The organism is Pseudomonas sp. YY-1 (genome assembly GCF_002843095.1).
Taxonomy (GTDB): domain Bacteria; phylum Pseudomonadota; class Gammaproteobacteria; order Pseudomonadales; family Pseudomonadaceae; genus Aquipseudomonas; species Aquipseudomonas sediminis_A.
The window spans coordinates 442,208-455,856 of sequence record NZ_PJLX01000001.1 but is presented as its reverse complement, the minus strand read 5'-3'; the positions used below and the strand labels follow the sequence as shown (position 1 = coordinate 455,856).

Annotated in this window: 14 protein-coding genes; 8 read left to right on the top strand and 6 right to left on the bottom strand. The window is 62.6% G+C overall.

What is annotated here, in order from left to right:
- Positions 1–37: 37 nt before the first annotated feature.
- Both CXP40_RS02140 and CXP40_RS02135 read left to right on the top strand, forming a co-directional pair.
- Positions 38–1,051 carry a TRAP transporter substrate-binding protein gene (locus tag CXP40_RS02140; protein ID WP_106732388.1) on the top strand — a complete coding sequence of 338 codons (1,014 nt, stop codon included), beginning with the start codon at positions 38–40 and terminating at the stop codon, positions 1,049–1,051.
- Positions 1,052–1,230: 179 nt separating this feature from the next.
- Positions 1,231–2,250, top strand: a complete 1,020-nt coding sequence (locus tag CXP40_RS02135; RefSeq protein ID WP_106732387.1) for a LacI family DNA-binding transcriptional regulator — start codon at positions 1,231–1,233, stop codon at positions 2,248–2,250.
- A 2-nt stretch (positions 2,251–2,252) separates the two neighbouring features.
- Here CXP40_RS02135 and CXP40_RS02130 read toward each other — a convergent pair whose 3' ends face one another.
- Both CXP40_RS02130 and CXP40_RS02125 read right to left on the bottom strand, forming a co-directional pair.
- Complete coding sequence (locus CXP40_RS02130) at positions 2,253–3,284, bottom strand: lipase secretion chaperone (protein ID WP_106732386.1); 1,032 nt, start codon at positions 3,282–3,284, stop codon at positions 2,253–2,255.
- A gap of 84 nt (positions 3,285–3,368) precedes the next feature.
- A complete protein-coding gene (locus tag CXP40_RS02125) occupies positions 3,369–4,322 on the bottom strand; it encodes a triacylglycerol lipase (protein WP_106732385.1) in 954 nt (317 codons plus the stop codon).
- A 512-nt stretch (positions 4,323–4,834) separates the two neighbouring features.
- Between CXP40_RS02125 and CXP40_RS02120 the strand changes: the two genes are divergently transcribed.
- Positions 4,835–5,143 (top strand): hypothetical protein, encoded by a 309-nt coding sequence (locus tag CXP40_RS02120; RefSeq protein ID WP_017676783.1) that lies wholly within the window; start codon positions 4,835–4,837, stop codon positions 5,141–5,143.
- 78 nt (positions 5,144–5,221) lie between these two features.
- Here the strand turns inward: CXP40_RS02120 and greB are convergent, their stop codons facing one another.
- Genes greB through CXP40_RS02105 form a run of 3 tightly spaced genes read right to left on the bottom strand, consistent with a single transcriptional unit; the run spans position 5,222 to position 8,961 of the window.
- On the bottom strand, positions 5,222–5,719 hold the full coding sequence (gene greB, locus CXP40_RS02115) for a transcription elongation factor GreB (RefSeq protein WP_106732384.1): 498 nt from the start codon (positions 5,717–5,719) through the stop codon (positions 5,222–5,224).
- A 54-nt stretch (positions 5,720–5,773) separates the two neighbouring features.
- Positions 5,774–8,278: an ABC transporter permease gene (locus CXP40_RS02110; RefSeq protein ID WP_106732383.1), complete on the bottom strand. Its 2,505-nt coding sequence runs from the start codon at positions 8,276–8,278 to the stop codon at positions 5,774–5,776.
- Entirely contained in the window at positions 8,278–8,961 is a 684-nt protein-coding gene (locus CXP40_RS02105) for an ABC transporter ATP-binding protein (protein ID WP_099524335.1), read from the bottom strand. Before CXP40_RS02105 ends, CXP40_RS02110 begins: the two co-directional genes overlap by 1 nt.
- Positions 8,962–8,972: 11 nt before the next feature.
- Between CXP40_RS02105 and CXP40_RS02100 the strand changes: the two genes are divergently transcribed.
- The 3 genes from CXP40_RS02100 to CXP40_RS02090 all read left to right on the top strand — a co-directional run bounded on the left by CXP40_RS02100 (position 8,973) and on the right by CXP40_RS02090 (position 10,978).
- Positions 8,973–9,578, top strand: a complete 606-nt coding sequence (locus CXP40_RS02100) for an arylesterase (protein WP_106732382.1) — start codon at positions 8,973–8,975, stop codon at positions 9,576–9,578.
- Between the two features lie 90 nt (positions 9,579–9,668).
- Positions 9,669–9,950 (top strand): hypothetical protein, encoded by a 282-nt coding sequence (locus CXP40_RS02095; RefSeq protein ID WP_106732381.1) that lies wholly within the window; start codon positions 9,669–9,671, stop codon positions 9,948–9,950.
- Between the two features lie 71 nt (positions 9,951–10,021).
- A complete protein-coding gene (locus tag CXP40_RS02090) occupies positions 10,022–10,978 on the top strand; it encodes a L,D-transpeptidase family protein (protein WP_106732380.1) in 957 nt (318 codons plus the stop codon).
- A 150-nt stretch (positions 10,979–11,128) separates the two neighbouring features.
- On the opposite strand, the gene oprI is transcribed toward CXP40_RS02090, so the two are convergent.
- Entirely contained in the window at positions 11,129–11,380 is a 252-nt protein-coding gene (gene oprI, locus CXP40_RS02085) for an outer membrane lipoprotei OprI (protein WP_003239826.1), read from the bottom strand.
- A gap of 271 nt (positions 11,381–11,651) precedes the next feature.
- Between oprI and CXP40_RS02080 the strand changes: the two genes are divergently transcribed.
- Together CXP40_RS02080 and CXP40_RS02075 are read left to right on the top strand one after the other, a co-directional pair.
- Entirely contained in the window at positions 11,652–13,025 is a 1,374-nt protein-coding gene (locus tag CXP40_RS02080; RefSeq protein WP_106732379.1) for a GntP family permease, read from the top strand.
- 146 nt (positions 13,026–13,171) lie between these two features.
- Entirely contained in the window at positions 13,172–13,444 is a 273-nt protein-coding gene (locus CXP40_RS02075; protein ID WP_099524325.1) for a GNAT family N-acetyltransferase, read from the top strand.
- Positions 13,445–13,649 lie beyond the last annotated feature (205 nt).

The following is a 13,649-nucleotide window of genomic DNA, read 5'->3' as shown; positions in this document are numbered from 1 at the left end:
GCGCCGTCATCATTCACAACAATAAGAGGTAGTCCCGATGAAACGTCCACTGCTCGCCATCCTCACTGCTGCCATGCTGTGCAGCCCGCTCGCCAGTTTCACTGCCCATGCCGATGACGTGCGTTCGCGCATGATCCGCTTCGGTTATGGTCTCAACGAGAACAGCAACCAGGGCCGTGCGGCCAAGCTGTTCGCCGAAGAGGTGGCCAAGGCTTCCGACGGCAAACTCAAGGTGCGCACTTTCGGCGCCGCCAGCCTGGGCTCAGACGATCAGATGCAGAGCGCACTGATCGGTGGCGCGCAGGAAATGATGGTCGGTTCTACCGCGACTCTGGTGGGTATCACCAAGGAAATGGCGGTGTGGGACACGCCGTTCCTGTTCAGCAGCGCCGAGCAAGCCGATGCCGTGCTCGACGGCCCGGTGGGCCGCCAGGTCATGGACAAGCTGGAAGAGAAAGGCCTGGTCGGCTTGGTGTACTGGGAAAACGGCTTCCGTAACCTGACCAACAACAGCCGTCCGATCAGCAAGCTGGAGGATTTCTCCGGGGTCAAGTTGCGCGTGATGCCCAACCCGGTGTTTCTCGAGACCTTCAAGCTGATGGGCGCCAACGCGGTGCCGCTGCCGTTCTCCGAGCTGTTCACCGCGCTGGAGACCAAGGCCGTCGACGGCCAGGAAAACCCGTTCAACACCATCCTCTCCTCGAAGTTCTACGAGGTGCAGAAGTACCTGACCGTGACCAATCACGTGTACAGCCCGTGGATCGTCACCGTGTCCAAGCGCTGGTGGGACGGCCTGTCGCAGACCGAGCAGAACATCCTGCTGGAGGCGGCCAAGAAGGCGCGTGACTTCGAGCGCAAGGATACCCGCGAGGAGGCAGCCCGCGCCCTGGCCGAGCTGAAGGAGAAGGGCATGCAGATCAACGAAGTGGAGCCAGCCGAAGTGCAGCGCATGCGTGAGCAGGCCGCGCCGGCGATCCAGAAAGTTGTCGATACGGTGGGCCAGCAACTGTTCGATCAGGTCCAGGCTGAAGCCGAGAAGGCCGCTCTATAAGAACTTGCCCATGTTCAGGTGCGACTGACGCGCAGCCGATCGTGGGCAGGTTTGCAGTTTCGCGGGGCACGCAGGTGGTAACGCTCCTTGCATGGTGACGTTACCCCGGGCGGCGTGTCCCGCGCTTTATTCATCGGCGGGGCTGGTAGAATCGCACACTGGTAAACAATGGAGGCGCTATGACTCAACGCCGTCGCCGGTCCGCCGAACGCGTCACCCTGTCCGATGTGGCCAAGGCAGCAGGCTGTTCGCTGATGTCTGCCTCGCGCGCCCTGTCGCAGCCGGGGCGGGTTTCCGATGCGCTGCGCGAGCAGGTGATGCGCGCGGCCCAGTCGCTGGGCTACGTGCCCAACCCTGCCGCGCGGGCGCTGGCCAGTTCGCGTTCGAACCTGGTGGCGGTGGTGATTCCGTCGCTGTCCAACTCGGTGTTCGTCGATACCGTCGAGGCCATCCAGCGTGTGCTGATGCCGGCCGGCTTCGAGATGATGATTGGCGTCAGCCACTATCGGGTGGAGGAGGACGAGCGCCTGCTGCGCTCCTACTTGGCGCACCAGCCAGCTGGGCTCTTGCTTACGGGGTTCGAGCGCAGCGACGCGGCGCGGGAAATCCTCGGCGCCAGCAGTTGCCCGTTGGTAACGCTGATGGAGCTGAGCGAGGAGCCGGAGGACTACTGCGTCGGTTTCTCTCAGGTAGACGCTGGCGCCGCCATGACCCGTGCCCTGGTGCAGCGTGGTTACCGCCATATCGCCTTCGCCGCGGCGCAGCTCGATCCGCGTACCTTGCAGCGTGCCGAGGGCTATCGCCAGGTGATGCAGTACCTCAATCGCCACGACCCGGCGCTGGAGCTGCTGACACCGCAGTTGTCATCCATCGGCCTGGGCGCCGAACTGCTCGACCGCCTGCTGGCGCAGCAGCCGCAGATCGATGCGGTGTTCTTCAACAACGACGACCTGGCCATGGGTGCGCTGTTCCGCGCACGGCAACTGGGGTTGGATGTGCCAGGGCGCCTGGCCATCGCCGGCTTCAACGACCTGCCTGCGGCGGCCTGGATGCATCCGGCCTTGAGCACGGTGCGTACCACCCGGGGGCGTATCGGCGAGCTGGCGGCGAACATGCTGCTGGCGCTGATGCGTGGCGAAATGCCGGAACAGCACTGCATTGACGTCGGTTTCGAACTGGTGATGCGCGACAGCGCCTGACGCTACTGTTTCTTGCTGGCGGCTGCCAATTGCTCGGCAGCATCCAGGCGCAGGCGCTCACGCTCATCGAAACGTTCGGCGGCCAGGGCCTCGATTGCCGCACGTTTGTCACCCGCGCTGAGGCCTTCGCTGGCGTCGATTCGCGCTTTCTCTGCGAGATAGCCATCCAGGCGTTTCTGCCAGTTCTGCCGCTGGCTATCCAGCGCCTCCAGGCGCGTGGTGGCTTCGGCGCCGACCAATTGCTGACGCATCTGGCGGATCTGCGCGGCGCTGGCGCCCTCGGCCTGCAGTCGGGCTGTGTTCTGCCGCAGTTCCTGTTGCAGTTGTGGCAATACGGCGTCATGCAGCTCTTCCGGCAGGGAGGCGCGCAGGCGGTCGACGGCAACGCCTTTTTCCTCTGCGCTCATTTTGCCGTCGTGCTGGATAGCCAGGCGTTCCAGGGTGAAGCGGTTGTAGCCTTCCTCACGGGCGAAGAAGGCCAGGTGTGTCTCGTTGTCGAACAGGCGCGCACGCAGCGCTTGTACGGCAGTTTCGCGCTGGCGCATGGCATCGAGGCTGGCCATTTGCGGCAGGTCGCGCTCCAGCATAACCAGCTCGCGCTTGTAGCTCAGGTACTGCTCCAGCAGCGTCTGTGCGCGGGTTCGCGCCGGTTCCTGCAATTGGTTGTCGATGTAGCTGCGCAGGCGTGAAACGCTGGCATCCAGGCTTTCTTCGCCGACGCTGGCAAGGAAGTAATCGAAGATCCGCCGGATATCTTCGCTGATGACCAGATTGCCGGCGGCATCCACGCGAAAGCGGCCGTCGACTTCGGTGCCTACGAAGGAGCTGGGCAGGGCCAGCTTGCTGACCTTCTTCTGCTTCTGCGCGTCCTCGACGCTCGGGGTCATTGCCTGGGGAGCCGGCTGCGGCGCGGGCGGCGCAGCCGTGGCGGCGGGAGGGGTGAGGTGGGTGGTTTGGTGTCCGGGTTGCAGGTAGAGCATCAACGCCAGGCTGGCGGCGATCAGTAGAGGTAGGATGAATAAGGCTTTCTTCACGGCAGCTTCCAGTAAGGCGTCGGACCGGGATTAGAGCTGATGCCTCGTAGGGTGCGACGTACACACCCTACGAGGCTTGGCTGTTTAGAGCCCGGCGTTCTTCAGGCGGTTGGCGTGCTGGCGGTAGACCGTCACCGGGTCGGTCTCGAACAGGCTGGTCAGGCCCAGGGTCTGGTTAACCTCGTCGAGGTGGTTCATCCGGTAGTTGTCACGAATCACCTGGCCCATGCGCGAGCTGCAGCGACCGACCAGGCCGTCGTTGGCTTCGCTGCCGAAGGTCAGCGAGGACGCGCCCATCAGCAGGTCGCTTGGGTCGAGCAGGTTGGTCAGCGGGCTGGTGCCGCTCCAGGAGTAGTAACGCACGCCATTGACGCTGTAGGCGCCTTCGCCGCAGGCGCTGGTGGGAATGCCTTGCGGAAACTTCGCATTGAAGCGCGCTGCGCCCTGGCTGTTGAGCGATTCCAGTGAGCCCAGTGCATTCTGTGGCGTGGTGCTGGAGCTGCCGGAAAGGAAGTTGATCAGCGTCCCCAGGCCGTTGACGATACCCACCAGCAGCGGCGTGGCAACCGGGCCGGCCGGGCCGTCGCTGATGCCCTTGAGGAAGTCGGCGGTGGCCGAACCCTTGTGCGGTGCGCCGACGCTGGTGACGGAGGCGACTAGGTCCGGGCGGACGGCGGCGACATAGCGGGTGGTCGGGCCACCGTGGCTGTGGCCGATCAGGTTGACCTTGCCCTTGCCGCTGATGGCGATGATATCCTCGACCTGCTGCAGTAATTGCTCGCCGCGTGCTTCGGAGGTGTCCAGCTGGCTGACTTCGGTGACATAGACGCTGGCGCCATCGCGGCGCAGAGCGGCCGGGATACCGTACCAGTAGTCGACGCCGAGGATGCTGTCGAAACCGAGCATGCCGTGGCCGAGGACGATGGGGTATTTGGTCTGGGTATAGCCGGATGAACCGAACCAGAAAGCCTGGGTCTGGCCACTGGCGAGCAGGCCGGTACCGAGACAGAGGGCGAGCAGGGTTTTATTGTTTTTCATGGGCGCTCTCGATGGATTTTGTTGAGGCGGTCAGCTGCTTCCAGCAACACAAATCACGCCCATCCTGTGGCGCGTACGGCGCAAGATTGATGGCAGGAAGCATGCCAGCGTCGCTGAATCACAAGCGAAGCCTCTAACCCGGGACTTTTGTTGATATTGGTGCGAGCTGGCGGCGATATCGCTGGCTAAGTTCTGTTACGTGTCGACACGCAAGATCATGCAAAAAGCCTCGACTCATCTGTTCATCGTGTGATTTTTGAGGCGGTGGCGGGGTGGTTTAGAAGGGGGTAAGTGGGCCGATTAGCCGCCGCCCAATCGAAGGTTGGGGTAACGCTGGGTGCGCCTTGACAGTTTGCCGTGGGCTTCTCTAGGATGCGCGCTGCGCCGATTTAAACAGCTACTTGCGGGGCGCCACAGGGTGTTGTCATCAGCGCCTGAAATTCCGCTAAAGCGCTGGTTCGGTGTCGCCTCTCACCGCTGCCCAGCGGCATTCTCGAGGCGGAGACGCGACCATGATCTGTCCCCAACCCCTTATTCGCCTAGCGCCCATCACTTCGGGCCTGCTGCTGCGCAATCCGCGCGTGCTGCTGGGCGGCAGTCACCAACCTACCTTGCTTCGCTATCTCGAAGGCTGGCCGAAGCGCTGGGCTGGGTCACGTGCCTTTCGCATTCAGTTCGTGCAGAACGGTGAGTCGTTGAGTCGCTTCGCGCGGGATAGTTTTGACCTAGCGGTGATCCAGGCGCCGAGCGCCGAGGACCTGGCGCAAACCGTCGGTGAGCTGGTGCGTGTGGCGCGCCAGGGGCTGATCACCCGGCGTTAGTCGGGTTGCGAAGCCGGCCATCTGCGTAGGAGCGAGCTCTGCTCGCGAAGCTCTTCAAGCACCAGTATTCGCGAGCACCTAGAGGTAATCGATCTCGACTATGTAGCAGGTCTTCTCGCCGCTGGGGCTGTGCACGCGAACCTCGGCATCCAGTTCCTTGCCGACCAGGGCGCGGGCCAGTGGCGAGTCGATGCTGATCAGGCCCTGCTTCAGGTCCAGTTCGTCCGGGCCAACGATACGGTAGCGCGACTGCTCGCCGTCCTCGTCTTCGATGGTGACCCAGGCACCGAAGTACACCTTGTTCGGGTCGGACGGCTTGTCGCTGACGACCTTGAGCTTCTCCAGGCGCTTGGTGAGAAAGCGCACGCGGCTGTCGATCTCGCGCAGCATTTTCTTGCCGTAGGTGTACTCGGCATTTTCCGAGCGGTCGCCCTGGGCCGCGGCCTCGCTGACCGACTGCGTCACCTGCGGGCGACGCACGTGCCACAGCTCGTGCAGCTCGGCGCGCAGGCGCGCTTCGCCTTCGGGCGTGATCAGTGGTGTACCGGCAGGGCGAGGGGGGCGATAGCGGCTCATGGTGTTCAGGATCTGAAGAGGGGCGCCAAGTCTAGCAAACCCCTCTCAGGGTTCTCAGCCTTCACGTAGCACGCTCAGCGGGCTGGCATTGAGTGCGCGTCGGGTGCCGAGAACACCGGCCAGACCGATCAGCAAGGCACCAATCAGCGGCAGCAGAAGCAGCCAGGGGTGCGGTTGCCAGCTCATATCGAAGGCGTAGCGGTAGAGCAGGAAACTCACCAGCTCACAGCCCAGCGCGGCGAGCAGGCCGGCGGCTGCGCCGAGCAGGCCGAACTCGGCACGTCGGGCGCTGATCAGCAACTTGCGCTCGGCGCCCAGAGCGCGCAGCAGTGCACCCTGACGAATACGTTCATCCAGGGTCGCCTGCAGTCCTGCGAGCAGAACGGTGATGCCAGCCGCGAGCACGAACAGCAGCACGTATTCGATGGCCAGGGTGACCTGGGCGAGGATGCTGCGCAGCTGTGCAAGCAGGGCATCGACCTGCAGCAAGGTGACGCTGGGGAAGGCGCGACTGAGCTTGATCAGCTCTGCATCCTGGCCAGGCGGCAGGTAGAAGCTGGTCAGGTAGGTGGCAGGTAGATCCTGCAGGGTCTGCGGCTCGAAGATCATGTAGAAGTTGGGCTGGAAGCTGTCCCAATCCACCTGGCGCAGGCTGGTGACCTGCGCCTCGCGCTCGATGCCGCCGACGTTGAAGCGCAAGCGGTCGCCGAGCTTCAGCTGCAGACTTTCGGCCAACTCGGCCTCGACGGAAACGCCAGGCAGATCGCTGGCGTGCTCGGCCTTCCACCAACTGCCGGTGATGATCTGGTTGTCCGACGGCAACTGCTCGGCCCAGGTCAGGCTCAGATCGCGTTGGATGGCGCGTTCACCGCGACTTTCCTTGGTCACCAGCTGGCGTACCGGTTCGTCGTTGATCATGATCAGGCGACCCGGTACCACCGGATACAGTGGCGCCGGGTGTGGCGACAGTTCAGCCAGGCGCGCGGCGAAGGCATCGCGCTCGGCAGGCACCACATTGAGGGCGAAATGATTGGGCGCGTCCTCCGGCAACTGGTCCTGCCAGGTATCGAGCAGCTCGCCGCGCAGCAGGGCGATCAGTGCCATGGCCAGCAGGATCAGACCGAACGCCAGCGATTGTCCGGCTGCCGCCAGCGGATGGCGCAGCAGTTGGCCGAGGCCCAGGCGCCAGGGCAGGGAGGCACGCTGCAACAGGCGGCGCAGGCTTTGCAGACCGAGCAGCAGCAGACCGCCGAGCAGCAATGCGGCGAGTAGACCGCCACCCAACAGTGCCAGCGTCAGTTTCAGATCCAGGCTCAGGCGCCACATGATCAGGCCCAGCGCAACCAGCGCCGCGCCATAGACCAGCCAGGAACTGGCCGGTACCGGCAGCATGTCGCGGCGCAGGACGCGTAGCGGCGGCACGCGGCCGAGCGCAGCCAGCGGCGGCAGGGCGAAACCGGCCAGTGCCACCAGCCCGGTGGCCATCCCGGCCAATGCAGGCCACAGATTGGCAGGTGGCAGGTCATCAGGAATCAGGCCACGCAGCAGATAGAACAGCACGTGCTGGCCAGCCCAGCCCAGCAGCGCGCCGATCACGCAGGCAACCAGCCCGAGCAGCGCCAGTTGCAGGCCGAACAGTGCCAGCGCTTCGCGTCGCGACAGCCCGAGGCAGCGCAGCAGGGCGCTGGCGTCGAAGCGCCGTGCGGCGAAGCGTGCCGCCGACAGTGCCACCGCGACGCCGGCGAGCAGCACCGCCGCCAGACTGGCCAGGTTCAGATAGCGTTCGGCACGGCCGAGGGCGCCACCTACCTGGCGATTACCGTCGCGGGCGTCGTCCAGGCGCTGATTGGGCTCCAGACCGGCTTCTACGGCCTGGCGGTAGGCGGCCAGGGCGTCGGCATCGCCGCGCCAGAGTTCGCGGAAGCGCACGCGACTGCCAGGCTGCACCACCTCGGTGGCGGCAAGGTCGTCCAGGTGCATCAGCACGCGCGGCGTCAGGCTGTAGAAATCGCCAGCGGTGTCGGGGTCATAGGTCAGCACTCGGCTCAAGCGCAGGGTCTTGGACCCTATTTCCAGTTCATCGCCAATCTTCAGGTTCAGCGCGACCATCAGGCGTGCTTCGGCCCAGACTTCACCGGGGTGCGGGCTGGAACCCGCTTCCTCTGGTGCGTAGGGTTCGGCTGCGCTCCTCAGTTCACCACGCAGCGGATAAAGGCTATTGGCTGCCTTGACGCTGGCCAACTGAATGCCATCCGCAGCGGCAACCACACTGGAAAACTCCACCGCCTGGGCGTGATCAAGACCCAGCTTGAGTCCTGCGTCTATCTGTTCCTGGCTGGCGGGTGAGCTACCGCTGAGGCGTAGATCCGCGGCGAGAAACTCGCTGGCGCGCAGCAGCATGGCGTCATTCAGGCGTGCGCTGAAATAGCCAATGGCGCTGCTCGCTGCCACCGCGACCAGCAAGGCGAAGAACAGCACCCGCAACTCGCCAGCACGGGCATCGCGTAGCAATTGGCGGGCAGCGAGCGAAAACAGGCGAGTCAAGGGCACGCGCTTCATCAGGGCTCCACGCGGTCGATCAGGTGTCCGGCTTCCAGACGGATCAGGCGCTGGCAGCGGTGCGCCAGGCGCTCGTCATGGGTGACCAGCACCAAGGTGGTGCCGCGTTCCTGGTTGAGCTGAAAGAGCAGGTCGCTGATACGTTCGCCAGTGTGGCTGTCGAGGTTACCAGTGGGTTCGTCGGCGAACAGCACGTCGGGCTCGGCGGCGAAGGCCCGCGCGATGGCCACGCGCTGTTGTTCGCCGCCAGAAAGCTGGCGCGGGTAGTGGGTCAGGCGCTGGCCCAGGCCGACGCGTTCGAGCAGGGCTCGGGCGCGCTGGCGGGCATCGGCGTGACCTTCCAGCTCCAGCGGTAGCATCACGTTTTCCAGCGCGTTGAGGCTGTCGAGCAACTGGAACGACTGGAAGACGAAACCCACGTGCTCGGCGCGCAGGCGTGCACGCTGGTCCTCGTCGAGCTCGCTGAGGTTGTTGCCGGCCAGCAATACGGCGCCGCCGCTGGGCAGGTCGAGGCCAGCCAGCAGGCCGAGCAGGGTGGATTTTCCGGAGCCAGAGCTGCCGACGATGGCCAGGCTATCGCCTTTGTTCAGGTCGAGGTCGAGGTCATGAAGGATTGTCAGCTCGCCTTCCGTGCTGCTGACCACTTTGCTAAGGTTCCGCGCAGCGAGAATGCTCGAAGTCATGGAGATTCCAAATGCGTGCATGGTGGCTGAGTGGTGCCTTGGCCCTGATGTTCTGGGCTCAGGGAGCGGTTGCAGGCACCCTGCTTGTGGTCGGCGATAGTATCAGCGCCGCTTTTGGCCTGGATAGCCGCGTAGGGTGGGTTGCTTTGCTGGAAAAACGCCTTCAGGAGGAGGGTTTCGAGCACGCCGTGGTCAACGCGTCGATCAGCGGCGATACCAGCGCAGGCGGCGCCGCGCGGCTCTCTGCGCTGATCGCGGAGCATAAGCCGGAACTGGTCATCATCGAGTTGGGTGGCAACGATGGCCTGCGCGGGCAGCCTCCTGCGCAATTGCAACAGAATCTTGCGTCGATGGTCGAGAAGTCGCAGCAGTCCGGGGCCAAGGTGCTCATTTTGGGGATGCGTCTGCCGCCAAACTACGGGGCGCGCTACACCACGGCTTTCGCCCAGGTGTTTGCTGATTTGGCGGAGCAGAAGAACCTGCCGCTGGTGCCGTTTTTCCTCGAGGGCGTTGGTGGCGTGCCGGGAATGATGCAGGCCGACGGCATTCACCCGACCGAGTCTGCGCAGGCGGTGTTGCTGGACAACGTCTGGCCGACTTTGAAACCCATGCTTTGAGCGCCTGTGGATGTCGGAAAACTGAGTAGGCAGAGGCTTTTCCGCCTCAGGCCTTTCGGCTAATGTGGCCGACCTGTCACGGAGCCCCAGATGCCGCGTCCCGCCTGGTCCCTTTATGCCTACCAACTGATCGAGCCGGATGAGCAGCTGGATCTGTTCGCCTGTCGTGAGGTGCGTGTGCACCTGGTGGCTCGTCAGTTGCGCCTGGGTGGGCATGCTGATCGCACATTGTGTGGCGGTTTGTTGCCGGCACAGCCGCGTTGGCGGACCTTGGAAAAGGCCTGGCTGCGTGATCGTAGCTTGTGCCCAGCCTGCCTAGCGACATTCGAGGCCCAGCGTCAGGGACTGTGCTCGAATTGGGCAGATGGCTGACGCCTGCCCGCCTTGCAAATCGCGGTGTACAATCGCCGTAATATCATTCAACTCTTCAAGGGACATCCCGGATGTTGTCGCGCTTTTCTGCGGTCAACCGCTGCCTGACTCTGGTCGCACTGTGCTCCAGTGCCGCAGTGCAGGCTCTCGAACTTCCACTGCCGCCGCCAGGCGAGGATGTGGTGGGCCAGGTACAGGTGATCAAGGCCAAGTACGAGGACACCTTTGCCGATCTGGGAACGGCAAACGACCTCGGCTATCTGGAAATGGTTGCAGCCAACCCAGGCATCGACCCCTGGCTGCCGGGCGAGGGCAGCGAGATCATCCTGCCGACGCGTTACGTGCTACCGCCGGGCCCGCGTGAAGGAATCGTGATCAACCTGGCCGAGTATCGTCTGTACTACTTCCCGAAAGGGCAGAACGTCGTGCATACCTTCCCACTGGGCATCGGTCGTGAAGGCTGGGGATCACCACTGGGTGTTGGCCGGGTAACGGTGAAGACGCCGAACCCGGCCTGGTATCCGCCCCAATCGATCCGTGATGAGCACGCTGCTGATGGCGATATTCTGCCCACTGTTGTGCCGCCAGGCCCGGACAATCCACTGGGCCCATACAAGATGACACTGTCGTTCCCGGGTTACCTGATCCATGGTTCGAACAAGAAGTTCGGTATCGGCATGCGCGTCAGCCATGGCTGCTTCCGCATGCTCAATCACAACGTGCTGGAGTTGGCGGGCATGGTGCCTGTCGGCACTCCCGTGCGCATTCTGAACGAGCCGTACAAGTTCGGCGTCAGCGGTGGCAAGGTCTATCTGGAAGCGCATGCGCCGCTGGATGATGAGGGTGATCCATCTGTCGTCGACAAGCACACGGCGGTGATCAATGCACTGCTCAAGCGTGACGAACTCAGCGGCCTGCGTCTTGACTGGGAGATGGTTCGTGAAGTGGTTGCTGCCGAGGACGGCATGCCGGTGCCCATCGCGGCACAGACCGAGAGCGTGGTGGCGAGCAGCGACAACCCGTTCTGATCACCCCAGTTGCAAAAGCCCGCCTGCATTCGTGTACGCGGGTTTTTTATTGCCTGGTAATCGAGCTGTTCTGAGAGTGGCAGGTCATTAGTGGGGAATAAAAAAGCCGCACCAGTTGCCTGGGGCGGCTTTCGAAAAAACGAGTCGCAATTACTTGCGGCTGGCTTTTTCCAGCATGCGCAGAGCGCGCTCGTTGGCTTCGTCAGCAGTTTGCTGAGCTTTCTGAGCGGCGGCCAGAGCTTCATCAGCCTTGCGGTAGGCTTCGTCAGCACGGGCTTGAGCGCGAGCTGCTGCGTCTTCGGTAGCAGTCAGGCGAGCTTCGGTTTCTTTGGACATGCTGCTGCAACCGGTAGCCAGAACTGCGGCCAGAGCCAGAGCAGAGAATTTCAGAACGTTGTTCATCGTGTTCCCCTTGAGGTGGAGTTTTTCCATAAAGAGCAATTCCCCAACTGCGGGAAATTAGCCGGCGTACATACTACCTATTACTTTTAGTAAGTAAACGGAGCCAGGGCAAGAGTTGCAGGTTTTTTTTCTTCGAGCTGGGCGCTGAAGGGTAGAGCCTGCGCGGGCTGGCTAAAAAACAGCCAGTTACGTAATCCATACAGTGTAGCGATTGTACGAACTGTTATAACTGTCCCGACGTTGAAACTAAAACAATAAAGAGGGGATGCAGATGCTTGGGAATTTGGGGCTCTTGCTGGGCTTGGCGCTACTTATCTTCATGGCGTTGCGCGGGGTGAACATATTCATCGCCGCATTGCTCTGTTCGATTTTGGTGGCACTGACCAATGGCGTCGCCGTACCAGGTGCGCTGCTCGAGCACTTTCCATTCGGCCCCTTGGGTGCATTCACCTTTGCCGGCAAGTTCTTCGTGCTGTTTCTCTGTGGGGCGATCTTCGGCAAGGTCATGGCTGCCAGCCAGGCGGCCAGCAGTATTGCTCAGGCCATCACCCGCGGCCTGGGTACGCAGCGCACGCTCTGGGTGGCGATGCTGGTGTGTGCCGTTCTCACCTATGGCGGGGTGGTGGTATTCGTGGTGATCTTCACCATGTATCCGCTGGGTATTACCTTGATGCGCGAGGCCAATCTGCCCAAGCGATTGTTCTGCGCAGCCACGGCGCTGGGTGCGGGAACCTTCACCATGACGGCCTTGCCTGGCTCACCGTCGATTCACAACGTGATCGCTGCCAGTGCGCTGGGTACCGATCTGTTCGCAGGTGCCTGGATTGGTCTGCTCGCCTCGCTGGCAATGATCGTGTTGGGTATGGCCTATCTGCAGCGCGAATGGCGTCTGGCGCGCGAGCGCGGTGAAGGGTTCGAGCCTAACGCGCAGGACGAACGTATGCAGCAGTTGGCCGGTGCGCCGGGTAGCGGGCCGCATTGGGGGATGGCGCTGGTGCCGATCATCGTGGTGCTGGGAATCATACTGCTGCCGCGCCTGCTCGCTCTGTCCGGTGCGGCTGTACCGGGTGAGGGGGCTCTAGGTGGATTGTTGGCCTTCAGTCAGTCGCAGCCGATTCTCTGGCCCAGTCTGGCCTTGGTGATCGCTACCGGTGTCGCTGTGCTGATGTTTTCGGCGTTGCGTCGTAATACCCTCGGCCTGCTGGGGCAGGGGGCGGACGATGCGATCATGCCGCTGCTCAATACCGCTGCAGTTATCGGCTTTGGCGGTGTGGTTACCCAAACCGCAGGGTTCGCTCAGTTCGCCCAGTGGATACTGGGGGTGGATCTGCCGCCGCTGTTGTCGGTGTTCGCATCGGTCAGCGTGGTATCGGGGATCGTCGGTTCTTCGTCTGGTGGCCTGCAGATCTTCATGCAGACCCTGGCGCCGCGTTACCTGGATATGGGGGTGGACCCTGAGGTGTTGCACCGGATCGCCAATATCACCGCAGGTGGTCTCGATTCGCTACCACATTGTGGTGCAGTGATTGCGATGCTGATGATCATGGGCCTGACTCACAAGCAGGCATACAAGGATATCTTCGTCATCACGGTACTGATCCCCGTGATTGCGGCTTTGCTCTGTATCGCAGTGTTGAGCTTCTGATTGCTCGTGGCTGGGCGGTTCGCCGACTGATAAGCTTGGCCAATTGCATAGGTCGGAAGTGGCATCAGAATTTGCGCTTTTGCCGCAGCACCGGTATGAAGTAAAAATAGATGCGCCGCTAATGGTTGGCGGCTAGAGGAGTGAAGATGAGCGAGGGTTTGTCCATCCACCATGACCAGACGAGTCACCAGTTCGTGACGACCGTCGATGGTGATCGTGCCTATCTGGCCTATATGGATCTGGGCAAGCAGACGCTGGACATCTATCGCACCTTCGTACCCAACGGCCTGCGTGGCCGTGGCATCGCCGCCGCACTGACCGAGCATGCCCTACAGTACGCCGAAGGCAAGGGTTACACGGTGATTCCGTCGTGCTCCTACGTCGAGCGCTACATGGAGCGACGTGCGCGTCACCAGTAGGATCGATTTGGAGACTTACAGCCCGCGCTGAGCGTCATGGTGGGCTGAAGCCCACCCTACGTGAATGCGGATACGAAAACGCCGGGCATTGCCCGGCGTTTTCATTGCTGCTGCGCCCCTAGAGGGTGTTTACAAGATAGGCGAACGAAGGCAAGACAAGGCGAAAACGATCGAGAAAGCGGAGTTTACGTGCCGTAAATGAGCA